This window comes from Desulforamulus profundi (assembly GCF_002607855.1).
This window is the reverse complement of the sequence record NZ_AWQQ01000042.1, coordinates 80,135-104,417: the sequence shown is the minus strand read 5'-3', so window position 1 is coordinate 104,417 and position 24,283 is coordinate 80,135. Positions and strand designations below refer to the sequence as shown.

Annotated in this window: 26 protein-coding genes and 6 pseudogenes; 3 read left to right on the top strand and 29 right to left on the bottom strand. The window is 49.7% G+C overall.

Annotated features, from left to right (window positions below):
* Nucleotides 1-33: 33 nt before the first annotated feature.
* A complete protein-coding gene (locus tag P378_RS06600) occupies nucleotides 34-294 on the bottom strand; it encodes a hypothetical protein (RefSeq protein WP_143338424.1) in 261 nt (86 codons plus the stop codon).
* 189 nt (nucleotides 295-483) lie between these two features.
* Here P378_RS06600 and P378_RS06595 point away from each other — a divergent pair, with 189 nt between their 5' ends.
* Both P378_RS06595 and P378_RS06590 read left to right on the top strand, forming a co-directional pair.
* Nucleotides 484-1,233, top strand: coding sequence for a class I SAM-dependent methyltransferase (locus P378_RS06595; protein ID WP_238472975.1), 750 nt, complete (start codon nucleotides 484-486; stop codon nucleotides 1,231-1,233).
* A gap of 20 nt (nucleotides 1,234-1,253) precedes the next feature.
* The gene (locus P378_RS06590) at nucleotides 1,254-1,937 is read left to right on the top strand and encodes a Crp/Fnr family transcriptional regulator (RefSeq protein ID WP_099082687.1); all 684 of its coding nucleotides are present in this window, start codon (nucleotides 1,254-1,256) and stop codon (nucleotides 1,935-1,937) included.
* A 29-nt stretch (nucleotides 1,938-1,966) separates the two neighbouring features.
* On the opposite strand, the gene P378_RS06585 is transcribed toward P378_RS06590, so the two are convergent.
* The 12 genes and pseudogenes from P378_RS06585 to nrdR form a co-directional block, all read right to left on the bottom strand.
* Nucleotides 1,967-2,242 (bottom strand): carboxymuconolactone decarboxylase family protein, encoded by a 276-nt coding sequence (locus P378_RS06585; RefSeq protein WP_238472974.1) that lies wholly within the window; start codon nucleotides 2,240-2,242, stop codon nucleotides 1,967-1,969.
* Between the two features lie 78 nt (nucleotides 2,243-2,320).
* Nucleotides 2,321-2,581: a TM1266 family iron-only hydrogenase system putative regulator gene (locus tag P378_RS06580; RefSeq protein WP_238472973.1), complete on the bottom strand. Its 261-nt coding sequence runs from the start codon at nucleotides 2,579-2,581 to the stop codon at nucleotides 2,321-2,323.
* Between the two features lie 455 nt (nucleotides 2,582-3,036).
* Nucleotides 3,037-3,178: pseudogene (locus tag P378_RS18925) on the bottom strand (IS3 family transposase); the annotation flags it as partial.
* Between the two features lie 143 nt (nucleotides 3,179-3,321).
* A complete protein-coding gene (locus tag P378_RS06575) occupies nucleotides 3,322-3,561 on the bottom strand; it encodes a hypothetical protein (RefSeq protein ID WP_099082684.1) in 240 nt (79 codons plus the stop codon).
* A 46-nt stretch (nucleotides 3,562-3,607) separates the two neighbouring features.
* Nucleotides 3,608-4,822, bottom strand: a complete 1,215-nt coding sequence (locus P378_RS06570; protein ID WP_099082683.1) for a Ger(x)C family spore germination protein — start codon at nucleotides 4,820-4,822, stop codon at nucleotides 3,608-3,610.
* A pseudogene (locus P378_RS06565) lies at nucleotides 4,819-6,380 on the bottom strand (spore germination protein). Before P378_RS06565 ends, P378_RS06570 begins: the two are co-directional and overlap by 4 nt.
* A gap of 128 nt (nucleotides 6,381-6,508) precedes the next feature.
* A pseudogene (locus tag P378_RS06560) lies at nucleotides 6,509-7,575 on the bottom strand (GerAB/ArcD/ProY family transporter).
* A 640-nt stretch (nucleotides 7,576-8,215) separates the two neighbouring features.
* A complete protein-coding gene (nrdG, locus tag P378_RS06555; protein WP_099082682.1) occupies nucleotides 8,216-8,737 on the bottom strand; it encodes an anaerobic ribonucleoside-triphosphate reductase activating protein in 522 nt (173 codons plus the stop codon).
* A 29-nt stretch (nucleotides 8,738-8,766) separates the two neighbouring features.
* Nucleotides 8,767-8,985, bottom strand: a complete 219-nt coding sequence (nrdD, locus tag P378_RS22810) for an anaerobic ribonucleoside-triphosphate reductase (protein WP_274378656.1) — start codon at nucleotides 8,983-8,985, stop codon at nucleotides 8,767-8,769.
* Nucleotides 8,931-9,386 carry an anaerobic ribonucleoside-triphosphate reductase gene (gene nrdD, locus P378_RS24460; protein ID WP_476588316.1) on the bottom strand — a complete coding sequence of 152 codons (456 nt, stop codon included), beginning with the start codon at nucleotides 9,384-9,386 and terminating at the stop codon, nucleotides 8,931-8,933. Before nrdD (P378_RS24460) ends, nrdD (P378_RS22810) begins: the two co-directional genes overlap by 55 nt.
* Entirely contained in the window at nucleotides 9,352-10,794 is a 1,443-nt protein-coding gene (gene nrdD / locus P378_RS06550; protein ID WP_476588315.1) for an anaerobic ribonucleoside-triphosphate reductase, read from the bottom strand. The genes nrdD (P378_RS24460) and nrdD (P378_RS06550) overlap by 35 nt, the downstream gene beginning before the upstream one ends.
* A 16-nt stretch (nucleotides 10,795-10,810) precedes the next feature.
* Entirely contained in the window at nucleotides 10,811-11,272 is a 462-nt protein-coding gene (gene nrdR / locus P378_RS06545) for a transcriptional regulator NrdR (RefSeq protein ID WP_099082681.1), read from the bottom strand.
* A gap of 289 nt (nucleotides 11,273-11,561) precedes the next feature.
* Here nrdR and splB point away from each other — a divergent pair.
* Nucleotides 11,562-12,619: pseudogene (splB, locus tag P378_RS06540) on the top strand (spore photoproduct lyase).
* 38 nt (nucleotides 12,620-12,657) lie between these two features.
* On the opposite strand, the gene ldhH reads toward splB, so the two are convergent.
* The 16 genes and pseudogenes from ldhH to P378_RS06475 form a co-directional block, all read right to left on the bottom strand.
* Nucleotides 12,658-14,802, bottom strand: a complete 2,145-nt coding sequence (gene ldhH / locus P378_RS06535) for an L-lactate dehydrogenase (quinone) large subunit LdhH (RefSeq protein ID WP_099082680.1) — start codon at nucleotides 14,800-14,802, stop codon at nucleotides 12,658-12,660.
* 11 nt (nucleotides 14,803-14,813) lie between these two features.
* Nucleotides 14,814-15,407, bottom strand: a complete 594-nt coding sequence (locus P378_RS06530; RefSeq protein ID WP_180261007.1) for a LutC/YkgG family protein — start codon at nucleotides 15,405-15,407, stop codon at nucleotides 14,814-14,816.
* Between the two features lie 297 nt (nucleotides 15,408-15,704).
* Nucleotides 15,705-15,974 carry a YlmC/YmxH family sporulation protein gene (locus P378_RS06525; protein WP_099082678.1) on the bottom strand — a complete coding sequence of 90 codons (270 nt, stop codon included), beginning with the start codon at nucleotides 15,972-15,974 and terminating at the stop codon, nucleotides 15,705-15,707.
* Between the two features lie 257 nt (nucleotides 15,975-16,231).
* A pseudogene (sigG, locus tag P378_RS06520) lies at nucleotides 16,232-17,004 on the bottom strand (RNA polymerase sporulation sigma factor SigG).
* A 191-nt stretch (nucleotides 17,005-17,195) separates the two neighbouring features.
* Nucleotides 17,196-17,896: pseudogene (sigE, locus tag P378_RS06515) on the bottom strand (RNA polymerase sporulation sigma factor SigE).
* A 58-nt stretch (nucleotides 17,897-17,954) separates the two neighbouring features.
* Nucleotides 17,955-18,188 carry a sigma-E processing peptidase SpoIIGA gene (locus tag P378_RS22805; protein ID WP_274378655.1) on the bottom strand — a complete coding sequence of 78 codons (234 nt, stop codon included), beginning with the start codon at nucleotides 18,186-18,188 and terminating at the stop codon, nucleotides 17,955-17,957.
* The gene (locus tag P378_RS06510) at nucleotides 18,185-18,862 is read right to left on the bottom strand and encodes a sigma-E processing peptidase SpoIIGA (RefSeq protein WP_274378654.1); all 678 of its coding nucleotides are present in this window, start codon (nucleotides 18,860-18,862) and stop codon (nucleotides 18,185-18,187) included. Before P378_RS06510 ends, P378_RS22805 begins: the two co-directional genes overlap by 4 nt.
* 215 nt (nucleotides 18,863-19,077) lie before the next feature.
* On the bottom strand, nucleotides 19,078-19,302 hold the full coding sequence (locus P378_RS06505) for a putative signal transducing protein (RefSeq protein WP_099082677.1): 225 nt from the start codon (nucleotides 19,300-19,302) through the stop codon (nucleotides 19,078-19,080).
* Between the two features lie 70 nt (nucleotides 19,303-19,372).
* Complete coding sequence (locus tag P378_RS19445) at nucleotides 19,373-19,519, bottom strand: hypothetical protein (RefSeq protein ID WP_180261006.1); 147 nt, start codon at nucleotides 19,517-19,519, stop codon at nucleotides 19,373-19,375.
* Nucleotides 19,520-19,623: 104 nt separating this feature from the next.
* Nucleotides 19,624-20,676, bottom strand: coding sequence for a cell division protein FtsZ (gene ftsZ, locus P378_RS06500; RefSeq protein WP_099082676.1), 1,053 nt, complete (start codon nucleotides 20,674-20,676; stop codon nucleotides 19,624-19,626).
* A 46-nt stretch (nucleotides 20,677-20,722) separates the two neighbouring features.
* The gene (locus P378_RS21240) at nucleotides 20,723-21,070 is read right to left on the bottom strand and encodes a cell division protein FtsA (RefSeq protein ID WP_238472972.1); all 348 of its coding nucleotides are present in this window, start codon (nucleotides 21,068-21,070) and stop codon (nucleotides 20,723-20,725) included.
* A 10-nt stretch (nucleotides 21,071-21,080) separates the two neighbouring features.
* Nucleotides 21,081-21,698, bottom strand: coding sequence for a cell division FtsA domain-containing protein (locus P378_RS21235; RefSeq protein WP_238472971.1), 618 nt, complete (start codon nucleotides 21,696-21,698; stop codon nucleotides 21,081-21,083).
* 91 nt (nucleotides 21,699-21,789) lie between these two features.
* On the bottom strand, nucleotides 21,790-22,131 hold the full coding sequence (locus tag P378_RS06490) for a small basic family protein (RefSeq protein ID WP_099082675.1): 342 nt from the start codon (nucleotides 22,129-22,131) through the stop codon (nucleotides 21,790-21,792).
* Between the two features lie 2 nt (nucleotides 22,132-22,133).
* Nucleotides 22,134-22,841, bottom strand: coding sequence for a DUF881 domain-containing protein (locus P378_RS06485; protein ID WP_099082674.1), 708 nt, complete (start codon nucleotides 22,839-22,841; stop codon nucleotides 22,134-22,136).
* 11 nt (nucleotides 22,842-22,852) lie between these two features.
* Complete coding sequence (locus P378_RS06480; RefSeq protein ID WP_099082673.1) at nucleotides 22,853-23,554, bottom strand: DUF881 domain-containing protein; 702 nt, start codon at nucleotides 23,552-23,554, stop codon at nucleotides 22,853-22,855.
* A complete protein-coding gene (locus tag P378_RS06475) occupies nucleotides 23,551-24,222 on the bottom strand; it encodes a cell division protein FtsQ/DivIB (protein WP_238472970.1) in 672 nt (223 codons plus the stop codon). The genes P378_RS06480 and P378_RS06475 overlap by 4 nt, the downstream gene beginning before the upstream one ends.
* Nucleotides 24,223-24,283: the final 61 nt, after the last annotated feature.

The following is a 24,283-nucleotide window of genomic DNA, read 5'->3' as shown; positions in this document are numbered from 1 at the left end:
TCCCTTCCTTTCGTCAAATAGTCTTATGACATCTTATGAAGGAAAGAGCCAGGAGGTTACGGCAGGAACGCCGGGCTCTTTTTTCAGGAAAGCCCCCATTCGCCTGGCGGTGCAGGCCAGCATGTTGACAGTCAGCAAGGCGCTTAAAGCCCAGGGTGAAACAAAAATCCCCGTGTTAAATGTACCCGGGACAGACCAGTAACGCATTTCCTGCCGGGAGGCCTGCCGCCAGTCTTTGCCCCTTTCAAAAAGTTGTTTTAAAGTGAATGTGGTGTATTGCGGTGACAATTCCAACAATAGCGGCTTTTACCCGATGGTGTTTCGTTGGTTGTGCTGAGCACGGTTTGATGGCAGCGGTAGCAATTTTTCTGTGTCACCACCCCTATCCCCATGATTGCCATATTTTTCTCCTTCCATTACAATGAAAACAACCATAGACAAAAATTTACCGGGTAAAATATAAAAAAATCTTTGAGGTGCAGTATGTATAAAGAACTAAGCCAGTATTATGACGACATTTTTCCGGCAGGAGAAGGACAACTGAAATTTTTCCGGCAGGTCTTTGGTGACCTTGGGGCCAGCAGGGTATTGGACCTGGCCTGCGGTTCGGGTAATTACGCTCTGGAGTTTGCCAGGTGGGGCCTTAGTGTGGTGGGCGTGGATTACGAGCAGGAAATGATTAAAATGGCCCGGGAAAAGGCCCGCAGGGAAGGACTGGCCGTTGACTTCCGTACCGGGGACATGAGAAACCTGGAAGATATCGATGGTAAATTTGATGCGGTGATCTGTATCGGCAATTCACTGGTCCACCTGCTGACGGACAAAGACATTGTCACCGCCCTTACCCAAATGAAAGAACGCCTTTACCACGGGGGCACACTGATTCTTCAGACGATCAATTACGACCGCATTTTAAAAGGCAGTATCACTCAACTGCCCGATATTGTGAATAACCAGGCGGGAATCATTTTTACCCGGCAGTATGATTTCCGGCCCGACGGCTTGATCGACTTCAAAACCACCCTGATCAAAAACGGCAGTGACGGCAGCCAGCGCAGTCTGGGCAGCGGTCAGGTTCCCCTGCGCCCCATAACCAAGGCGGAGTTGGAGAATTTTTTACATGCCGCCGGTTTTGATGACATAGAAATTTTCGGTGGGTTTAACCGGAAGCCCCATGCTGGGACAGCCAGTCCACGGTCATCCAGACCGTCCGCAGGAGGTCCTGCAAGTTAAATCAGTAGGGGGTGTGGGTATTGGGAAGTAATTTGGAATATCTACTGAGGATTCCGCTTTTTTACGGTTTGCCGGAAGAGCAACTGCAGGAAATCTCCAACCTGCTGCTGGAGCGCAGTTACCAAAAGGGACGTTTTATCTTTATGGAGGGCGAACCCGGGGAAGCGCTCTACATTTTAAAATCCGGTTTAATTAAACTGACCAAGCGGTTGGAAGACGGCCGGGAACACATCCTGCATTTTGTGAACCCCGGTGAAGTCTTTGCGGAAGTGGTTCTTTTCGACGGCGGAGATTACCCCGCCACCGCTGAAGTACAGGAAGACAGCGTGGTGGGGGTGCTGCGCAACCAGGACATTGAAAGGCTGATCAGTCAAAACCCCAGTATGGCTTTGGGAATGCTGCACATCATGTCCCGGCGCCTGCGAACCGCCCAGGAAAAGGTGATGAATTTGGCCCTGCATGATACCGCTCGCCGGCTGGCCTTTGCCCTGATTAAAATGGCCGAAGAACATGGCATTAAAAAACCCGGGGGCATCCTGATTAACTTCAACCTTACCAACCAGGAACTGGCCAACCTCACCGGCAGTTCCCGGGAAACCATCAACCGGATGTTAAACAGTTTTAAACGGGCTGGCGCTATTGACGTGGACCGGCAGCAAATCATGGTCCTGGACAAAGGAAAACTGGAAGATTTATTGAGATAACAAAAGCATCGCGTCAAAACACGGTGCTTTTAAATGACCCTCCTTGAATTCAAGCCGGGGGGAATGGCCAGCAGGACGGCGCCAATCACCTCATCTTTGGCGGCCCCCGCTTCTTTGGCCAGCTTGATATGCCCCGTTAAAGCATCCTGATTGCGGATGGCCGCGGCTATTCCTATGGCCACCAGGTTGGCGGTTTTCACGTCCAGCGTGGCGTTTGCCAAAACGGCCTGTCGTAAGTTGCCAATGGCTGCGGCCACTTCAGGTTTTTCTTCCCGTAATCTCTCCAGCACCTTTAGTAAATCCATCTTCAGCCCTCCCATTGGTAAAGATATACTGATACAAAAAGAGGTGTTTCCTTGGAGACACCTCTTAAAAAGCTCACTTTATGGATTGCAAGCGCCGCTCAGGGCCAGCTTGACCTGAACCTCTCCCAGGCTGTCCAGTTTGCCGACCATTTCATTGACCAGCGCAACGTCACCGTCCACCACAATGGTAATCACGTATTTATTCTTTTCCCGGTAAGGCAGACCAACCCGGCCCACAATCAAATCCCCATACTCCGTAAGAATACCATTGACCTTTGGGGCCAGCTTCTCACGATCCTCCACAACAATGACCACGCCGCCTACACTGTTTTCCATCATAAAACCCCCTTGTTAAATTCTTAAGGGGTTAATTGGCTGTTAATGATCAAAAACCTTTTTCGGAAAAGTTACATTTTTATGACATCTTGTCTTAGTCTCAAACAAACCCTAATTTTTCTTTTTGATGAAACGGGTGTAATAAAGATATGTAAAGGATAGGGCAGCCACCGCCAGGGTTGCCAGCAAGGTAATAACGTTTTTATCCATAGTATTTCCCATCACCCTCCTTTTAAGGGAAAGTATCACCAAAAGGATCTGAAATTACCCTGAAAACAAAAAGACTCGGCAAAAGCCGAGCTAGACAAAAAATAAAAAGGCGGGTGTGCTATGCACATGGTCAATTATATGACAATGTACGACAAATGTCGAGATATATTTTGGTTTTGTTTTTATTTTTATTTCTTCCTTTCTATTCTGTCCAATAAAGCGCCCAATCTCTCCCCGGGGCGTCCTTTCCCCTTGCGGCTCATGCTGGGGGCAAAGCCGTTTTCACAAAGCAGAGCCTGATAGGCATGACTGGCATATTGAACGAACCCCACGGTCAGAATGATGGATCAATCCTTCGAAAGGGCGCTCCCGACCGATCGCCTGCTCCAAGACTCGCTACCGGTGGTTGGCTAGACCTTACCGGGCGGGATTCGCACCCGCTATATGACGCGCCCTTGCTCGGTCGCACTGCCTGGCACCCATGTCCCATTTACTGAATTTGTGGAGGGTCGTAGAAGAAAACTGGTTTTTATTCATGGTAAAAGGATCCTTTCCACGGCCTTAAATATCGGGCGAGTAACTGTTTCAATGCCCTTTGTAACATTCGGTATGGGCAGTTGCAAAACTTGACCCAGACTTAAAGTGATTCCAAGGGCAATCAAAACAAAGAAAATTACTATTTCGCGGTAAATTTTTTGTTTAATTAACCTGGGCAGCTCTATGGCGACGATAACCGCAAAGCCGGTTAAAATCAGCAAAACATCTAACAGCATTCTCAACCATCCTGTCTCAAAGGGTTTGAGTTTTAAATGCAATTATTTAATGAACCAAAAGCGGTGGCTGGACGATCATCCCCATGCGTCGAATGTGGGCAACTACCTGGACACGTACCTCAATGCCCGTAAAAATTTCCGGCCAGTCTTTCTTAATTTTCTTCCATTCCCGGGGGAATTTACGTCGGAACGCTTCTCCGAAACCGAAGGCGTCGGAGCCCAATTCCTGTGCTTTGTAAACGGCAGCCATTACTTCATTACCTATAGCCGCGGCGTGCAAACGGTCCAGTTCTTTAATTACCTCCGGTTTAGAGACATCAAGGGGTCCTTCCACTTCAACAAGGTTACCTTCTTCCTGGATTTTTACCGTCATAATAATTCCCTCTTCTGTAATTTCCGGTTCAATCTTAGCATTGGCACGTATAATTTCTACGGTAACCTTTTTACCCTCCTGGCCGGGGCAAGGGAAAACAATTTGCCCTCCTCTCACCTCGTTGAGTACCCATAAAAGTCCGCGAGTTTCGGTTTCATCAAGAAACCCCGCCATACGGTCATTACGGAAGAGGGCGGCCCCGGTAAGCCGGATGGTTGAGGACGGTTCGGGAGCTGCCTTTTCACCCTCCTTGACTTGTGCCGTAGGGTTAGAAGCCACTTCAATTACACCTGCATAAGGTTCCTGTCCTTCCAGGCTAAGAGATTCCAGAAACCGGGATAGAGGAACAGGTGCAAACCTGGAAGTTTGTCCCCGCCAGCGTATGATGTCATCTATACGGAGCGCCGGTAAAATAGCATGGGGGTTAGGAGTATCGAGTATTTTGGCCGGTTCTCCGCGGGCAACGAAGACCATTGTTAAACCACGCCGGATCTCTACACTGCGTTTTAAAAAGTCGAGTACATCATATACACCTTTTTCAGCCATTGCTTCACTGAAGATAAGGGTACGATTCTGGGCAAAAAACAGCCGCCGGGATGATTCATGGGAAATCTCCCGCAGCGCATCAAAAATCGTGGGGCCGGTTCCCTCATAGTTGCGGTAAGGCTTGGCAGCAATACTGGCCCCGGGTGTAACTCCTCCCCGCGCTCCACCTCCGAGTACACGCGGATTTGGTACCTGGGCAATGATCCGGATCTGCTCCTGAGGGCCCCTATCGATGGCCATAGCCATAACATAACCGAGATCCTCTACTTCCCGCATATCCCAGCAACCGGCGGTTAAGCAAATAAGTAAAACCAGTATAATCAACCTGATGCGGCGTTTCAAGATCTTCCCCCCTGAGGGCGCCGGTCTGGCGGTTCAGGCTTAAGACCGGGCACCTGCCGTTTCCGGTTGCTTTTGGAAAGTTCTGTGGGACGCCTGCGCATCATCCATATCGGTGCTCTGATAAAAACATCTTTCCAGTCGTCAGGGTGAAAAGGGGTTAATCCGGCCAGGTAAGGTAATCCAAAGGAACGCATCCCGGCGAAATGGATCAAGATGGCAAGCACTCCTGCGGCCACGCCAAAAAGGCCCAGCAAGCCGGCCAGGAACATCATTGGAAAGCGCAAAATGCGGATGGAAATGGCCAGATCAAAGGAGGGCGAGAGAAAGGAGGAAATCCCCGTTAAGGCCACCACAATCACCATCAGCGGCGATACTACACCTGCCGTTACCGCTGCTTCACCGATTACCAGCGCCCCGACAATGCTTACTGCCTGACCTACCGCCCGGGGCAGACGCACACCGGCTTCCCTTAAAACTTCGAAGGCAATTTCCATGATCAGTGCTTCCACCACGGCAGGAAAAGGCACTCCCTCACGTGCGGCAACGATGCTTAAAAGAAGCCCGGTGGGAATCATTTCCTGATGGAAGGTGGTCACAGCCACATATACGGACGGGAGGAGAAGGGAAACGGCGAAAGCGCTCCAGCGCAAAAGGCGAATGAAAACGCCCAGGACAAAGTGGTGGTAAAAATCCTCCGAGCTCTGCATGAGGGCTACGAATTCACCCGGCACAATCAGGACAAAAGGTGTGTTTTCAGTGAGTACGGCTACCCGTCCTTCAAGCATGTTGGCAGCCACCCGGTCCGGCCGTTCGGTAGTAATGGCCTGCGGGAAAAAGGAAAGTGGATGATCCCGCAGCATTTCCTCCAGGTAATTTGATTCGAGAATACCGTCGATATCGATACGCTGAAGCCTCTCCCTGACTTCGGCAACCAGTTCCGGCGCAGCCAGGCCCCTGACGTATCCCACCACAACCTGCGTGTGGCTGATCCGGCCGAGGACCATGCTTTCCAGTACCAGGTTCGGCGTCTTGAGCCGCCGTCGCAGAAGGGTAATGTTGGTATGCAAAGCTTCGGTAAATCCCTCCCGGGGCCCCGTACCACCGCTTCTGTCATCGGTTCTTCCGGAACACGGGTTTTAAACCCGGCGGCCTCCAGCGCCAGGCCCCTCGATTCACCGTCCACTAAAAGAACGACAGAGCCTTCCAGAACTTGATCGATTACGTCGTGCAGGTTAACGCACTTTCTGACCACGTCCACGGGAAGGGCAACACGTAAAATTTGATCCAGGAAGGAACCCTGCGCCGGTTTAAATGGCCTGTAATGGATCATTAACGGTTTGAGCAGGTTTTCGTTTAAAAGTACCCGTTCTACCATACCCTCCAGGAAAATTACCGCCGCTTCCGCGATGCCGCCTCCTATTTCAAACTGCCGGATAATGAAATCCGGACAAACACCGGATATTCCCTTCAGGCGCTTAATGTTGGCTGCCAGGTCCGCCTCGATGGGAATACGCTCCAGATCGTACTTTTCCACAGTAGTTTGATGAACCCAGTCCATGTCATCCGGGCAGATGTTTTTTCCTGCGGTCTTACATGCATAATTCCGGATCAAATGGTGCAGCTTTTTTACAATACGCTTTCGCACAGAAAGAACACCCTCCTTTTTTATAACTCCGCAAGTAATGGTCATGTTTTCCTGGTGGAAATATTGCGAATGACGGCGATGATTAAAAGAAAAACGGTGATTATAAAATTGACAAAGATAATGGTTAAGGGAAATACTTCTCCGGAAAAAGCAAACAACTCGGTAATATTCTTCCAGGCCTGTACCGCCAGCGCTATCATTATGGCCATGGAGGGTAAGATTAACGGGCGATAGTCTTTGACGTTGAGCCACTGCGCCAGGGCAAGCACTCCGGCGAAAAAGAAAGTGGTTAACTTAATCAACATACCCGCCACCCAGATCATCATGAAAAGAGCATCCTGCCGTTCCAGAATCGGTAGCGCCTCTAATTTAATCCGCCGGGCCACATTGAAGGTGGGGAAAAGAAAGGAGGCTGCTTCCGTCGGGCCTAATAATCCAATTGCTCCGATAATTACCATCTCTATGGCTATAAAAAGGATTAGCATGGCCAGGAGGCTGGTCTTAAGCACCTTTTCTTTATTATTTATAAATGGGTAGAGCATCAGGATCACTGCGGTTTCCCCAAACCATGCACCTGGTGAAATTGCTCCCAGCAATACTGGGTTAAACCCGTTCTCTAGGACAGGAAGAAAACGCCATATTTTAATATCTTTGACAATTAATAAAACTATTAATGCCATCGTTGCCAGCACTACCGTCAGAACAACAGAGCTCATCCGGCAGATCACTTCTAGCCCGCCATAAGCCGCATAGACGGTAAGCAGAGAAAGAACAAGCATAAAAACAATAGAAGGCGTAAGCGGCATATAGGAGGAGGACATCAGGGCGGTAAATTGCTGCAGTACGAAATAACCAACGTAGAAGAAATAGAAGAGATAAATAAATCCCACCACCTTGCCCGGCACCTTACCGAGAATGAGTGGTGCATACTGCACAACCGACGTATTCGGGAAACGCCGGGCCAGGCTGACGGCTGTATAAACCTGAAGACAGCCAAAAAACAGGCTATGATTCCGGAGATCCAGGCATCCTGCTTTGCGTACTTTGCTGTAATAGCCGGGACGAATAAGACGGCTGTTGCCAAAACAATGCTCACCTGATATACCATAGCCTGGTAAGCCGAAATTTTTCCTTCCTCCCGCATTGGTTCCACTTCCCCTGAGCCTGACCTGGATTTTCTTCAGCCACCATTATGCCGGCTGCGAATATCCAGCGAATTTTAGAAAAACCGCCTTTACAGAGAGCAGCGGCGATAATGTATCTGGTCTAAAAGTTTCGTATCGCCCTTGCTGAATATTTATTCTTACTCTTACACCGCTATTTATGCATATCGGAGCCAAAAAACATTTTATGGACAACGACAGGATACCCACATGCGTCCTGTTAGAAGGAAACAAAATTTATGCTAAAAAAGTGACCTTTTTCATTGTACTGTGATATAGGTCGCTTTCATTTTAGCTTATTCACTGTAGAATAAAGTCAGTGGTAAATTAAACTAGTTCATAAAAGAAGTGACATGGCAGAAAGTTCGTGTAATTGTAAGAATGTTCATAATTTTATAAGCAGGAATGATGTTATACAAGGAAAAATTATGAAGAGAATCTGTTTCATAATCTATTCAGTATGTTATAGGTTGATAATCAGGTTTAACAGTAAAGACGTCCGTTCAACCTTTCATTTACCAGGTTGACAGGACGCCTTTTTTCGCTAAAATATGGTTTTTAAACAAGCTCGCTTTTACTACCGGCCTAGTCAGGCCTGATAGCCGGTACGGGCGGCTGCCATTCCACCACCATGCCCGCTTGCCGGCTTTTCGGTATATCAATGAGCCGCTGGTTGGCAGAACCCCTGAAAACCAGTGCCAGGTCCTTTTTATCCTGTTCAAAGGGACCGTCCACCAGGACATCCACCAGGTCCAACACCGGCAGGTCTTTTACTTCCTCGTATTTATAGCCGGTGTACAGCCAGATTTCCAGCCCGGGAAATTCTTTCTTTAACCGGTCAGCCAATCTCCAGACAGCCTCCGGCTGCATCAACGGATCCCCGCCGGAGAAGGTAATGCCCTGGGTAATGGGAGAAATCGTAGCCGTGATTTCCTTCAGGGCTTCCTCAACGGTCACTTCCCTGCCGCCGCCGGCATCCAGCAGCTCTTGATTATGGCAGCCCGGACAGCGGCGGGGGCATCCCTGCAGGAACACCACCGTTCGGAGTCCCGGACCGTCCACCACGCTATTGGCCGTAATGCCTCCCAGGCGAAGCTGGTTACTCAAGAATCCTCATCTCCATCTCCGGTGTTCTACTAACCCCTTGGATCAAAACCCGAATGAACGGTCCGGTCCTTCAGCTCAGCCACCTTGGCATCGTTAAACCGCTCAACGGTGCTGAGGTAGCCGGTGATACGGCGAACCCGGCGAATCTCGGGGGATTCGCAGCGCGGGCAGCTGTCCTGGTTGATGACACCGGTCACACTGCAGGAGGTGCAGTAATCCACCGGAAAGTTGATGGCCGCATAGCCCATGTCGCTGGCCCGCATATGCTTGAGAATGGCCTGTACTGCCTGGGGATTGTGCAGCGGCGGCGAAGCATTTCAATGTAACTGATGTGCCCGGCATTGCAGTACTTATGATAAGGACCTTCCAGAGAAATCTTTTCAAAGATGCCGACGGGATAGCCAACGGGCACGTGGAAGGAGTTGGTATAGTAAGCTTTATCGGTAACGCCGGGGATAATACCAAACTCTTTGCGATCCACCTTAGCAAACCTGCCGGATACACTTTCTGCCGGGGTCGCCAGCAGGGTATAGTTCAGGTCATACTGCTCGCCGGCCTCATCGACCTTGCGGCGCAGGTAAGAAACGATTTCCAGCCCCAGCGCCTGGGCTTCCTCACTTTGACCGTGATGTTGGCCGGTCAGCGCCACCAGGCTTCGGCCAGGCCAATGAAGCCGGGTGACAGGGTGCCGTGTTTAATAACATCTTCAATGGCATCCTCCGGTTTGAGTCCCTGGGAACCCATGTACAGGCCCTGCCCCATGACAAAGGCATATCTCTCACTTTTAGTTTGGCTTGAACCCGGAAGCGATGATACAACTGGCGGCAGGTTAAATCCAGGGTTTCATCCAATAACCGGTAAAACTTATCGAGGTTGCGTTCTGCCTTAATGGCAATCCTGGGTAAATTGATGGTGGTAAAGGATAAGTTCCCCCGCCCGTCGGTGACCGCGGGACCTTTGCGGTTGGCAATCACCCGGGTCCGGCATCCCATGTAACCCACCTGGTCACCGTACTCGCTGTTAAAGGAAGAGTCCATAAAGCTAAAGGTCGGGTTCATGCGTTTGGAAGATACCCGGATTGCCAACTGAAATAAATCATAGTTGGGATCGCCGGGGTTCAGGTTAATGCCTTCCTTCAACTTGAAGATGATGTTGGGGAAGATCGGGTTTTCTCCCCGTCCCAGACCGGCCTCATAGGCCAACAGCAGGTTTCGGATTACCTTCCGTGCCGCTTCGGATGTTTCGGTTCCCAGGTTCAGGCTGGAGAAAGGCACCTGGGCGCCGGCCCGGCTATGCATGCTGTTCAAGTTATAGATCAGGGCCTCCATGGCCTGGTAGGTCTCATGATCACTGGCATCTTCCACATAGGGTGCAAGGTCACGGTCAAAGAAAGCAAAAGACTGTCCGCCGTGCATGTCGTTTTGAGAACTCTGTAAAATAATTGCGGCTAATGCAGTGGCCGAAGTAGGACGCTTGGGCGGCCGAATATAACCATGCCCGGTATTAAATCCTTCTTTTAGCAATTTTCCTAATGGGATTTGAAGGCAAGTCAAAGTTTTTCCATAAAACTCAAGATCATGAATATGTACATCCCCTCTGGCATGGGCCTGGGACATTTCTTCGGGAATCAGGCGGGTTAAGTAATATTTCTTGCTGGCCGCACTGGCGATCTGCAGCATCTTGGCTGAAGGCGAGTTCGATACGTTGGCATTTTCCCGGTTGGTCTCTTCCAGGATTTCCTCCACCGCATCCATCAAGTCACTTTTGGCATCCCGTAGGCGGGTCCGCTGGTGACGGTACAAAATATAGGCTTTGGCGGTACGGGCATGGCCTGCTTCGATCAGCACCTTTTCCACCATATCTTGAACTTCTTCCACGCCAAAAATATGGCCGTTATATTGTTTCTTGAGCATTTTCAAGACTTCAAGGGTGAGTTCCATCGCCGTTTGACGATCTTCACCGCCAACCGCCTTGGCCGCTTTAAAAATGGCCTCGGTGATTTTGGTTTCATCAAAGGTCACTTCCCGGCCGTCCCTTTTCCTAATCTTATTGAACATCTCTACAGGGCCCCCTTTATCTCTCCTTACTCTTCAACAGTTTCTCCACTTCCTGAAGAAAACTGTGGATATCCCCGAACCGCCGGTAGACCGAGGCAAAGCGAATGTAGGCCACCTCGTCCAGTTCCAGCAGTTGGTTCATCACCAGTTCCCCCACCACGTGGCTGGGTACTTCCAGATCCGTGTGGCTGCGCAGTTCCCTTTCGATATAATGAACAGTATCTTCGATTCTCTGAACCGGTACGGGCCTTTTTTCACAGGCCTTCATTAACCCGGCCAGTAACTTGGCCCGCTCAAAGACCTCCCGCCGCCCGTCCTTTTTAACCACTACCAGGGGTCGTTCATCCACCCTTTCATAGGTGGTAAACCTTCTGCCGCACTCGCTGCATTCTCTGCGGCGCCGGATACTGTTGCCTTCATCGGCCGGCCTGGAGTCTAACACCCGGCTTTCGGGGAAACTGCAAAAGGGACAACGCACTACGTCCACCCCCAAGATATAGGGTCTACCATACTATTTTAACACAACTAAAACAATATGTTGTAGGTAGACTAATTATAAAATACCATATATTGTGAGTCAATGCCGCTTATCAGTAAATTTTACCAGCCTGCAGGGGCTGGTTGTCCCTACCTTTCATTTTCTCGCGTTTTCTACATTCACTGCAAAAAATAAAAATAGGACATAGGTCATCTGTTACATAATATAAAAGGCCTGCGAAATACTTTTAATACAGGCATGGACAAATAACAATAAAGGAAGAACTGCTATGGCAAACGCTATGTTAGAAAAACCCGCCGCAACCCATCATTTTATTCCCAAGAGAGTTTTTATCGAACCGGCGGCTTTGGAATATGAACTGGGGCAAAGGCTGCGGGACCGTTTCCGGTCCGAGGGGGTCCCGGTAACAGTGACCGGTTCCCATAACCGGGCTACGGGAATACCCGGCAAGACAGCCCAGGAAGCCTTTGTGGATGCCAAACGTACCCTGGTGGTGGGGGTAAGAAAGGTAAAAGAATTCCAAACCTGCAAGCCTTCGGCCCACTACCAGCTCCCTCTGGTAACCAGCTGCCCCGGCAAGTGCGAATACTGCTATTTGTTGACCAACCTGGGCAAAAGGCCCTATCTCCGGGTCTATGTAAACATTGAAGAAATTTTAGACAGGGCCAAATCCTACATCAATGAACACCTGCCCAGGGAAACCATTTTTGAGGGCGCCGCCACTTCAGATCCCATCCCCGTCGAGCGGTACACCGGTGCCTTAAAGCAGGCCATTGAATTTTTCGGCCGCCAGGACCATGCGCGCTTCCGCTTCGTAACCAAGTTTACCGATGTGGATTCCCTGCTGGACGCCAAACACAACGGTCGTACCCGGTTCCGCTTCAGCCTCAATACAGAACCCGTCATAAAAAATTTGAGCACGGCACCCCTTCCATGCCGGAACGGGCAGCCGCCGCCGGCAAAGTGGCCAGGGCAGGCTACCCCCTGGGTTTCCTGGTGGCTCCCATCATGCTTTACGACGGCTGGCAGCAGGGCTACAACGAACTCTTTGAGGAACTGGACAGGGTGCTGGACCCCCGGACACGCAGGGACCTGACCTTTGAATTTATCACCCACCGCTTTACCCAACGGGCGAAAAATAATATCAGCGAAATCTTCCCCAATTCCCGGCTGGACATGGATGAGGAAAAGCGCCAGTTTAAGTACGGCCAGTTTGGCTACGGTAAATACGTCTACCCCAAGGAAAGCATGTCCGAGGTAAAGGAACACATGGAAAATCTGGTGAACCGGTACTTCCCGGCAGCCAAAGTAGAGTATTTGGTATAAAAAGAGGTTGGGGCTCATCCCAACCTCTTTTTATTTACCTATTCTTTTAAAGCATCTGCCAGCAGTTCAGCAGTGTGCTTAACGGCAATATTTTTACCCTTGGCGTCCAGGCCGCCGCTGATCTGCATTTTGCAGCCGGGGCAGTCGAGAGCCAGTACGCTGGCGCCGGTAGCTTCGGCATTGGCAAGTTTCTTATCTAAGATGGCCAGGGAGATTTCCGGCATCTTGATGGAGTAAGAACCACCAAAACCACAGCACTCGTCGCAGCCCTTCATTTCGGTGATGGCAACACCGGCTTTGCTCAGCAGTTCCCGGGGCTCCTGCCAAACGCCCAGTGCCCGCTTCATGTGGCAGGAATCGTGGTAGGTCGCATTGGCGCCCAGGTTCTTTAACTTGAGGTCTTTGCCGTGCTGGGCAACGAAGGAAGCAAAGTCGACAACCTTGGCAGCCACTTTTTCCGCACGGGCCATCCAGGCGGGATCATCCTTAAAGTGATCCAGGTAGTGGTGTTTTAACACCTCCACGCAGGTGGGGCACAGGGAAACAATGTAGTCCACGTTTTCCTTTTCAAGGGCCTCGATGTTTTGCTTGGCCAGTTTTACAGCCACTTCCGGGGCGCCCATCTGGCTGGCGGGAATGCCGCAGCAGGTTTGCTCCAGCGGGAAAACAATTGCCATACCCATTTTGTTCAGCACTTTGTAGGCGGCTTCACCCTGCTCGGGATAGACAAAATCACCGAGGCAGCCGGCATAGTAGGCAACCTTGGCCTTCACTTTGCCCTTGGGTACAGAGTGGCCAACCTTGTCCCGCAGCGGTGTGGCAGCTACGGCAGGCAGGCTGCGGCCTTCGGTGAGACCGGAGAAGAACAGGGGCAGGTGACGAATCATATTGCCTTTTACAAAAGGCTTTTGGGCCAGGGAAGCGGTTCTGAGCAAGGTGTGGAACAGCTTGCGGTTGGTCAGTAACTTCTCCAAAATCAACTTTTGACCCATAGGCAGGCCTTCTTTTTTCACGGTACGGCGGCGCAGTTCAACAATCAGGCCGGGCAGGTCAATCTTGCCGGGGCAGAAGGACTTGCAGCGCTCGCAGCGGAGGCAGAGGTTCTGCAGTTCGCCCGCTTTCTCAAAACTGTTCAAGAAAGCGGTTAGAATGGTGCCGATACCGCCGGTGTACACGTCCCCATAGACGTGTCCGCCCACCTGCTGGAATACAGGGCAAACGTTGAGACAGGAAGCGCAGCGAATGCACTGGAGGGCCTGTTTGAAGACAGGATCGTTGCGCATTTCAGTACGTCCGTTATCCATAAGCACAATGTGCATTTGTTTTTGTTCAATGATGCTGCCGTCCATGTCAATGGCAGCGGTGGGACCGGTCATCATGGTCACGTAGCTGGTCAGTTTCTGACCGGTGGCGCTGCGGGGCAGGGCTTCCAGGATGGGGCCTACGTCCTCAAACTTCGCCACCAGTTTTTCCATCCCCACCAGGACGACGTGTACCGGAGGCACGGTGGTGGTCAGACGGCCGTTCCCTTCGTTGGTGCACATCACAAGGGTGCCGGTTTCAGCTACGGCAATGTTGGCGCCGGAGATACTCATTTCAGCCCGCAGGAACTTGCTGCGCAGGCTTTCTCTGGCCACTTTAACCAGTTTGGGAATATCCGGTTCCAGATTTTCATTAACTTCCTTGGAGAAGATGTCGGCCACTTCACCACGGGTCATGTGAATAGCGGGCATCACCATGTGGGAAGGACGCTGGCCGCAAAGCTGAATAATCCATTCACCCAGGTCGGATTCCGCAACATCCTGAATGCCATTTTCATTCAGGAACTTGTTGAGGTGAATTTCTTCAGAAGCCATGGACTTGGACTTAATAATATGGTTTACATTGTTTTCCTTGGCCACTTTCAGAATATATTCCTTGGCCTCCTGGGCGGTTTTGGCCCGGAATACAATGGAGCCGTTTTTTTCTGCATTGGCGGCAAACTGGTTGGCAAGTTCTTCCATGTTATCTGCAGCATAGCTCTTGGCTGTGCAAATTTTTTCACGAATGGCTTCGAAGTCCTTACCTTCATAGGCCTTCTCGCGGGCGATGGGATAGGCTTCCCCGAAGCGGCCCAGGGCGCCCTTTAAGTTATCGTTGTGCAGAGCAGAGTTAATTTCCTGTTTTAATTTTGCTGTCGCCATGTTGTACCTCCCTAGTCTATAAACACGATGATTAGTCTACCAGGACCATGAACACCAATGGTGAGGACCCTTTCAATGTCCGCAGTACGGCTGGGACCACTGACGAAGGTGAGATATTTAGGAAGCTCGCCAAGGTTTTTATTATAAACAGCAATGGCATCCAGCAGGGTGGGTAAAAGGTTTTTGGTCCGAACAAACACCATGTGAACCGGGGGAAGGATGGATACCATGCGGCTCTCAATGCTGGTGGCATTGCCGACCAAAGTGCCAATTTCCGCAATGGCATAGTCCAACTGGGAAATGCCCAAACCGGCATCGGCAGCATTCTGCCGTAAATTTTCATCGGTCATCACAATGCCCAGTTTGCTGCCGATGGCTTTTACATCCACCTCGTCAACTAACTGGGAAGAAGCGTAGACAACCTTATCCACCTTCAGTTCACCGATGATCTTGGCTACCAGGTGACGGGCCTCCTCCAGGTTGGCTACCCTGTGTACTTCTGCAGACAGGGCTTCGGCAGCGGTTTTAAACTTTTCGTACAAAGCATCTCCTTTACACTCGCTGTAAGAATCCTTCATAGGAACCTTCGCTTGTACGGCGCTCATGCAATCCACCTCTTGAATATATTTTTGGAAACTTTACGATAGATTTTACTTTCATACCATCGTGAGGGCATGATGGTCAGACCACGATTTGCAACCAAAAAAATGGCTTACTGACTTTTGCAGAAATTAAGAAGTGCTGATTGTTTATTTATTAACATCTCCTTATATACTGTATTCTTTTCAATTAGTCAGCCATTTTCTGAATAGTATATTAAAATTTTTGACAAAATGCAATCTTTTTTCGAGCATACCTCTCTTTACCTAACATTTAAACAAATCTTAACATACTAAATTTTTTTAGTAACGGTAGGAATCTTCCCTGGGGTTATGATAGGGTGCTATTTCTACCAGGATAATATCGATGCCGATTTTTTTAATTTTTTCCCAGGGGACAATCAGTTCGTCGTCCCGCCCGAAGAGCCCCAGAAAACGTCCTTGTCCCGGTAAAACGATGGCGGCAATGCGACCCGCTTCCAAATCAATGTCAATATCTTTGATCAGTCCAAGTCTTCTGCCGTCGACTACATTTACAACCTCTCTTATCCGCAGGTCGGAAATCTTGATCATTTTGCCACCTCCCCATTGTTAATGTATATGCAGGAACATTTAACTTCTACACAAAAATAAGGCCGGGGGCCTTATTTTTTGGACAAACATTCTTGCTATGGGATATATCTTTGGAATCTGGCCATCAGCTTCAGCCATCGGCTTATGGACTACCTCGTATTGGCTGGTTCATACTGTACTATGAAAAACTCGGAAGATAAATGAAGATTTCCTATGTCTTCTTCTTACTTCCAACCTCTCACATCTCACTTCTCAAATCATACATACTTTCTCATGTGATTGAGTGCGGCCTTTTCCAGGCGGGAAACCTGGGCCTGGGAAATGCCGATTTCCTCGGCCACCTCCATTTGCGTCTTTCCTTCAAAAAACCGCAGCGTCAGAATATGCTTTTCCCTGTCGCTGAGCCTTCTTAATGCGTCCCGGATGGAGATCTCCTCCAGCCAGCTTAAGTCCAGGTTTTTTCGTCACTGATCTGATCCATCACGAAAATGGGATCTCCGCCGTCGTGATAGATGGGTTCAAACAGGGAGATGGGCTCCTGGATGGCGTCCAGGGCAAAGACAATTTCCTCCCTGGGCATTTTTAGTTCGCCGGCAATTTCGTTAATGGACGGTTCCCGGGAATATTTATTGACCAGACTGTCCCTTACCTGCAAAGCTTTATAAGCAACATCCCGCAGGGATCGGCTCACCCGGATGGGGTTGTTGTCACGCAGGTATCTCCTGATTTCCCCGATAATCATCGGTACCGCATAGGTGGAAAATTTTACGTTCTGACCCAAATCAAAATTATCGATGGCCTTCATGAGGCCGATACAGCCCACTTGAAACAGGTCGTCCACATACTCGCCACGGTTGGTAAAACGTTGTATGACGCTGAGTACCAGCCTGAGATTGCCGTTAATCAGCTCGCTTCTGGCATCTTTATCTCCTCGTTGCATTGCTTCAAACAAAGTTCTCATCTGACTGTTTGTTAGTACAGGAAGTTTGGATGTATTTACACCGCAGATCTCGACTTTGTTTACCAGCATTAATCGGCCTCCCAACGTTGTTTCTAATACCGGTGGTACAAGCGGTAAAACGTTTAAACTTGACCTTACAGGTTCATTATTACCTTGGCAAATTTCTTATATACATGGGCCAAGGGCTGCAAAAAACCCCAAAAACAACCTCTATGCGCTGTTTTTAGGGCGAAATCTTCGTATTTCTCTGTCTTTTAAAATTACTCCATGCGGTGAATTTCTTTTTTTAAGCGTTTGATAATTCTTTTTTCCAACCGGGAAATATAGGACTGGGAGATCCCCAGCATGTCAGCCACTTCCTTTTGGGTCTTTTCCAGCCCGTTGTTCAGTCCAAAACGAAGTTCCATAATCCGTCTCTCACGACCCGATAATTTCAACAATGCCTGGTGCAGCAGCGTTTTGTCTACTTCTTCTTCCAAATTTTTATAGATGATGTCATTTTCGGTTCCCAGCACGTCGGACAGCAGTAATTCGTTGCCGTCCCAGTCTATATTTAAAGGTTCGTCAAAGGAAACTTCCGAACGGGTTTTGTTGTTTCTGCGCAGGTGCATTAAGATTTCATTTTCAATACAACGGGAAGCATAGGTGGCCAGCTTGATTTTTTGTGCGGGTCAAAGGTATTGACAGCTTTAATTAAACCAATGGTACCAATGGATACCAAATCTTCGATGCCCACGCCGGTATTTTCGAATTTCCTGGCAATATACACCACCAGTCGCAGGTTTCTCTCAATTAGGACATTTTTTACCTTGCCGTCACCGCTGCCCAACCGCTCAATTAAATCATTTTCTTCATCGTTGGATAGCGGTGGGGGTAAAGCCTCACTGCTGCCCACATAATAGATTTCCTGGTGATATCCCAGCCAGTGAATAACCCGGGCCACATAGAGCCGAATCAGTATTTTTAAATGCCAGGCGTTTTTCAAGCATCTCCCTCCCTGAATCCCATTCCTTGGGCACCTATGAAGCCAGAAATTGTGTGTGCAGCAAAGCCCTGTAGGTGGTCTCAGGACTCAACTTCCGGTCATAAATCCCAAGCACCACATCTTTCACCTGCTGTTTTTTATCTCTATAGCAGATTTCTATGACATCCGGCCGAATTCCCAATAACATACCGTTTTCCTTGCCCAGGGACTGAAAGGGTATCAATCTCAGGCGTTTGGCGTAGGGTGTTTCAGACAGCGACAGAATCATGAGAGACCCGTCCCGGTCCCCCCCCGCTGAAATAGCCCACAGATTTCTTCAGGCAGCAATGGCTTTAAAACCTCATATTCCACAATCACAACCGGGTGCTGGCTTAAGGGGTCTACCAGTTGGTTGCCGGTGTCCACCAGCGCCTCCACAGAGACCTTTTTCCCCCACAGGGTAATGGTCAAGGGGATTTTATCTGTTGTTTGTCCCCCACGCTTTAACCAGAGGGTGGACCCCCATTTTCCCACACAGTAAGATAAGAATACCATGCAGGATAAAACCAGCCACTTGTTAAAACCAATCTCCGCCAACCGGTTGTCTGATTGAACAACCAGTGTATTAGCCCACAGGTAATGCAGGCCGGAAGAAGTGCCTCCCACAGCAAAACCGGCCAGCAACAGAAAAAGGAACCGGCGAAGAACTTTTCTCCAGGAGTCAAAGCCAAAGGCGATCAAAACCATCAACACGGCGGTCAATAATTTTGCGTACAGGCTGCCCGCCGGTCCTAACCCCGGAATGAAAATGATAAAGGCATAAATACACCCCACTGCTGCAGCGGTTACCATCCGGGCAAAGGAACTGCCGTTCCCGGTAAACCTGGATGTTAGCCAGAGCACAGTAAGGTTCATCGCCAAGTTTACAAATAGTAGTTCATCCAAGTAGACCACTTGTCTCATTTGTGCCTACCCCGTCGTAAAAAAAGGTGGTCAGTACCATGATATGGCACAGTCAAGCCAAATATTCCAACAAAACCAATTGGAACAAAAAAACCCTGGCAGTATTATACAACGCCAGGGTCAGGGAAACTTGTCAATATCTGGTAATTGCTTCCAAGTTTTTTTAGTGTTATTTCTACATTTTCGTTGTTATTTTAAAAAAGTTAAACCTATGGTCAATCGGAGTAAGACAGGTAAGCCCGGGCTTCCTCCCACAGTTCCTCGGGCACGAAGACCTGTACCTGGGAACCGGGCCCGGTGGCTGATGTACCAAAAAATACAGCATTAAAACTTTCCCATTTCAAATTAACCGGAATATCCGCACTTTCCAAAGCGCTTTTTAAAATTTCTGCCTCCACCATGTTGGCAGCAGACATTAAAAGTCGCCATTTAGGAGCCATCACCAACACCTACTTAATACAATCTCCGTGCATTCATAAACCTCTCACTTCTAATCTCACGTCCCACTTCTCAATCCAGCGGATCGTTGATGTCGTGCCGGTTTGAGTCTTTGTGGGCAGGGCCTTTATTGGGATCCTCAAACTGCTGTTGCCCCCTGATCTTATCCAACCCTTCCTTGCGGGTTAACTTTTCCCTGTTGGTTTTGACGTTCTCCATCAAGATCACCTTCTTCCGGGTATTTTTTCTGCACTTAGTGTACCCCGGAGTGTTGGGGTTATCCCAATAAAAAACCCCCTGCCTGAAACAGGAGGTTGAAAATCTTAGCGACGGCGCAGGAAGGCCGGAATGTCCAGGTCATCGTGACTGGCAAAGGGTTTGATTTCCATTTCCGGTTTCTTCTTCTCTTTTCTCGCAGGAACATACTGGTCAAAACCGGTGGCAATCACGGTTACCCGAACCTCTTCATTCATTCTCTCATCAATGACGGCGCCAAAGATGATGTTGGCTTCCGGGTCGGCTGCCTGGGCGATGATTTCGGCCGCTTCATTTACTTCAAACAGGCCCAAGGAGGAACCGCCGGTAATATTTAACAGCACACCCCGGGCTCCCTCAATGGAGGTTTCCAACAGCGGGCTGGAGATGGCTGCCCGGGCCGCCTCGGTTGCCCGGTTTTCCCCGGTGGAACTGCCAATCCCCATCAGGGCGGAACCGGTATCCTTCATAATGGTCTTCACATCGGCAAAGTCCAGGTTAATCAAGCCGGGGACAGCGATCAGGTCGGAGATACCCTGAACACCCTGGCGCAGGACATCATCCGCAATGCGGAATGCCTCCACAATGGAAGTATGTTTGTCAATGACTTGCAAAAGACGGTCATTGGGGATGGTAATCAGTGTGTCCACCTTGCTCTTCAGATTCTCAATGCCTTGTTCCGCCTGGGTAAGTCTCTTTCTTCCCTCAAAAGTAAAGGGTTTGGTGACAACGCCTACCGTCAGGGCGCCAATTTCTTTTGCAATCTCAGCCACCACCGGCGCTGCTCCGGTCCCGGTACCGCCGCCCATACCGGCAGTGACAAAGACCATATCGGCACCCTTGAGGGCCTGCATGATTTCATCCCGACTTTCTTCGGCGGCTTTACAGCCAATCTCCGGGTTGGCTCCGGCGCCCAGACCTTTGGTTAACTTGGTGCCGATCTGAATTTTGTGGTTGCTGTGGGATAAGAACAGGGACTGTGCATCTGTATTCACCGCAACAAATTCGACGCCTTTCAGCCCGGCACTGATCATCCGGTTGACTGCGTTGTTACCGCCGCCCCCGACACCGATTACTTTAATGTTTGCAAAATGGTCCAGGTCCAGTTCAAAGTCAAGCATAAAGTTAATCCTCCTCCGTATTTAAACCATCAAGCCGCTTCATTTCTTAGATAAACCTGTCCAGAACTTCACGCCAGACAGACAGGCGTCCTAAACGGCGGAAATTTCGTTTGGCGCCATAGAGTACCAGTCCAATGGATGAAGCATACACGGGGCTTGTCCATTCCTCCCCGGGCACGCCAACTTTTCCGGGAGAACCGACTGCCACTTTCGAACAGTTCATTTGGGCAGCCGCCAAGTCCAAGATTCCCTTTAGTAAGGCCCCACCGCCTGTCAGCATGAATCCGCCGGTTAAGGATGCAAGTCTGTAGTGGCGGCTTACTTCCTGCTGGGCCAGCTCAAAAATTTCTTGCATGCGTGATTGTATGATATCTCGGGCAGTGCTGGCGGGCACTTTCCTTGTTTCATACCCCCCACACTGTTGATTTCCAAAATACAGCCGGCTCCGGCTCTGCCAGACCCAGGTTACGTTTGATTCGTTCCCCTTCACCGATGGAAGTCCGTAGGCACACCGCCAAATCGCTGGTGATATGTTCACTGCCAACGGCCAGGGCCTGTGTATAAACCGGCAGTCCCTGATCAAACACTGCTAACCCGGTAATAGCCCCTCCCAGGTCCATTAACACCGTACCTATTTTTTTATGGGTATCGGTTAAAATTGCTTCTCCTGAAGCCACCACCGACGGGATAATTTCCAAAATTTCCACCCCGGCCATGGCAATGCTTTCAGCCAACTGCCCGTCTACAATCTCCAGGTCTTCAGCTAACTGATTGACAACAGGAAAGGCAACATGGAAAGCATTCGTGGTTTCGCCGGCCATAGCCTGCGACAGCCTGACGGCCTGGGCGATGGACTTGCTTAACGATGCTTTGTCAATAACAACCCCTTTGCGAACCCCCAAGGTGGGACATTCGCCCAGCCCCTTGATGATGGGATAACCGTTGGGGCTGACTTCCGCTAACACTGACACCACTTTGGTGGTGCCGATGTCAAGTCCACCGACAATATGTCTCCTGGCCAAGCCAGGCACCTCCCAGTGTAACTGTTTACTTAAAATGTAAAATTCTACATAGAATAGAAATTCCCTTTTGCTATTTTACCAAAAAAATACTTTATTTTTTTAATAAATGCCGCCGTATAATAGCGAGATTTTGAAATAAACGCACGCCAAAGGCCACCACTGCCGCTGTGCTCAGCGGAACACCCAATTTGGTTCCGATATAGGCCAGACCGGCAGCCAGTAAGATATTGCTGAAAAAGCCCGTCACAAAAATATGGTTGTCATAGTGATCTTCCAGGGCCGCCCGGATGCCGCCAAAAACCGAATCCAATGCCGCCAGTACCCCCAGCCCCAGGTACTGGGCATAGACCTGGGGTAACACCATGGGAACATTCAAACCTACGATAACCCCCAGGGTCAGTCCCACCATGGCCAACAAAACACCTGCCCACATGGTTATTTTTCCTCCTTCAGCGGTTTGGCATATTCGATGTGAATACGATGCTTATAAGCCGGCACCGTCAGCGTTTCTTTTTTGGCAACGTTAACAGCAACTCCCCAGTTCCGCATGGTGTCCACCAGACCGCCTTTAATGAGCAGGGCGCTCTCCAGCTGGTCCGGCGCTCCGATGGCCAGCACGGAGTAAGGGGGGGAAATTCTTGTCAGGTTGACATCAATAAAGGTACCCGCCAGGCGGATTTCACTGTTGGAAATAATTCTCTGACCGTTAATGGCCAGGGCCTCCGCCCCGGCGCCCCTCAGTTCGTTGATAACTCTAAGCAGGTCCTCGTCCCGCACGGTAAAAAGGTTTTCCCCTGCCTGCAGGTCTTCCTTTTTAATGGGCGCCAGGGTGACCTCCACGCCGGGGCCTTCCAATTCAGTCATCCCGGCAATTTGGCGAACCTTTTGCAATTCCTTCTGAACCGCCTGGGATGCCTCGGGACGGCCTTTTTCCGCCTGGGCCAGTTTACTTTCCAGGTCGTTTGCTTCAATTAACAGCGTGGTATATTCCTTTTCGATTTGTTTTAACTCGGTTGTCAGCAGTTGCACGCGATCTATGGGTACACCGGAATCCACCCTGCCGGCGGTCCGGAATTGAAAAGCCACCATCAATCCCAAAACCACTGAGACCACTGCGATGGAAATATAAAGTGTTTTATTCATACCATCCCGCCTTATTTTTCCTCTACCGGCCGGGCGTACTCAAAGGTGGTGGGCCCGGTGTACTCGGAGATTTCCAGGCTGGTTTTCTTCCGCACCTGCACCTGGATGCCCCAGATTTTCAACTGCTCCACCACGCCGCCCTTCATAAACAACGAGTTCTCCAGGGTGTCCGGATTCCCTATGGCGGTAATGGTAAAAGGAGCAGGCAGCCTTTTATTCTTGTTGGTGAGGATGGTGGGTCCAATACAGCGTATCTCACTGGTGGCGATTAACCGGACACCGTTTAAAGCGATGGCCTCCGCCCCCGCTGCTTTTAATTCATTGAGAACCCGCAGAACATCTTCATCATGCAGTACGTATAAATTGGGGTCCTGTCCGGGCGGCAGGGCCACGTTGCTGTCACTGAGCATCACTTCCACGCCCGGTCCGGTTACCGCTTTGGTGCCGGCAATAATCCGGTAGGTTTCCAATTCTGTGCGGCTGACATCGGATACCGTAGCCTTTTTATCCAGTTTCTCCCGCAGCTCGTTCACCCGCTTCTGCAGTTTGTTGCGTTCTTCTCTTTTTTGATTGATTTCTTTGGAGAGGGTTTGCACTCTGGCGATGGGCGGCGTTTCGTTAATTTCTTTGTAAGATCTGTACTGGACCGTCAACATTAAGCCCAATACGATGCCAACCAGTACAACGCCCCACTGGTATTTTTTCACTTTCACTGTTGGCCCTCCGGTTGATGCTTTGAATATTTGACCACAGGCACCCTGGGGTTGGACAGGTCTATGTATTGTATTTGATTCCCAGGCTGCTTCAGGCTGTTTACGACCTGCTGAAAAACCATGCCTTTGTATTCAAGATCCCTGGGCAATCCCAGTCTCCCCTGTACACCGTCGATGGTATACAGATTGATCTGTCCAGCTTTATTTATATTTAATTCCGATAATTTCATGACTAATGAGCGAGGCAATTGGGACAGAGCATTTAAGGCCACCGGCAGGGTTTCCGATTCAATGGGCTTACCCGGCTCGTTTGCCTTTACCTGCAAGCCGGTAATAATGGGCAAAGCCGAAGCAATCTGTCCCTTTTGCAAGTATACCCCATCGGCATCCACTTTAATAAAGCCGTTTTGTACCGGGAGAAGCGCCACAGCTTTCCTTTCCACAACAGTAATTTTGATCTTATTGGGCAGGGAACGCTTCATTTCTGAATTCTTGATTAAAGGGATCAGACTCAACCTCTTTTCGGCCTCAGACAGGCTGATCTTAAAGATGTTTGCATTACGGTGGATACCGGAAAACTGAATAACTTCTTCCTCGCTCAACTGGCGATTACCGTTCACGGTAATGGTTTTGATCTGAAAAAAAGGCGACTGGAGTAAAACATACATCGCCGCTGCCACCAGTAAAATAAAAAAAACACTTTGTACCAAGTGGTTCTTCTTTCGTGGG

Coding starts and splice junctions, on each gene's coding strand:
- P378_RS06595 (WP_238472975.1), top strand. CDS start 484: ATGTATAAAGAACTAAGCCAGTATTATGACGACATTTTTCCGGCAGGA.
- P378_RS06585 (WP_238472974.1), bottom strand. CDS start 2,242: ATGGATTTACTAAAGGTGCTGGAGAGATTACGGGAAGAAAAACCTGAA.
- P378_RS06580 (WP_238472973.1), bottom strand. CDS start 2,581: ATGATGGAAAACAGTGTAGGCGGCGTGGTCATTGTTGTGGAGGATCGT.
- P378_RS06575 (WP_099082684.1), bottom strand. CDS start 3,561: ATGCTGTTAGATGTTTTGCTGATTTTAACCGGCTTTGCGGTTATCGTC.
- nrdD (WP_274378656.1), bottom strand. CDS start 8,985: ATGGGCTATGCGGCCATCAACTTTCCGGTGGATTACTGCACCTCCTGC.
- nrdD (WP_476588315.1), bottom strand. CDS start 10,794: ATGTTCAATAAGATTAGGAAAAGGGACGGCCGGGAAGTGACCTTTGAT.
- ldhH (WP_099082680.1), bottom strand. CDS start 14,802: ATGGCGACAGCAAAATTAAAACAGGAAATTAACTCTGCTCTGCACAAC.
- P378_RS06530 (WP_180261007.1), bottom strand. CDS start 15,407: ATGAGCGCCGTACAAGCGAAGGTTCCTATGAAGGATTCTTACAGCGAG.
- P378_RS06525 (WP_099082678.1), bottom strand. CDS start 15,974: ATGATCAAGATTTCCGACCTGCGGATAAGAGAGGTTGTAAATGTAGTC.
- P378_RS22805 (WP_274378655.1), bottom strand. CDS start 18,188: ATGATTCTGTCGCTGTCTGAAACACCCTACGCCAAACGCCTGAGATTG.
- P378_RS06510 (WP_274378654.1), bottom strand. CDS start 18,862: ATGAGACAAGTGGTCTACTTGGATGAACTACTATTTGTAAACTTGGCG.
- P378_RS06505 (WP_099082677.1), bottom strand. CDS start 19,302: ATGGCTCCTAAATGGCGACTTTTAATGTCTGCTGCCAACATGGTGGAG.
- P378_RS19445 (WP_180261006.1), bottom strand. CDS start 19,519: ATGGAGAACGTCAAAACCAACAGGGAAAAGTTAACCCGCAAGGAAGGG.
- ftsZ (WP_099082676.1), bottom strand. CDS start 20,676: ATGCTTGACTTTGAACTGGACCTGGACCATTTTGCAAACATTAAAGTA.
- P378_RS06490 (WP_099082675.1), bottom strand. CDS start 22,131: ATGTGGGCAGGTGTTTTGTTGGCCATGGTGGGACTGACCCTGGGGGTT.
- P378_RS06485 (WP_099082674.1), bottom strand. CDS start 22,841: ATGAATAAAACACTTTATATTTCCATCGCAGTGGTCTCAGTGGTTTTG.
- P378_RS06475 (WP_238472970.1), bottom strand. CDS start 24,222: ATGTATGTTTTACTCCAGTCGCCTTTTTTTCAGATCAAAACCATTACC.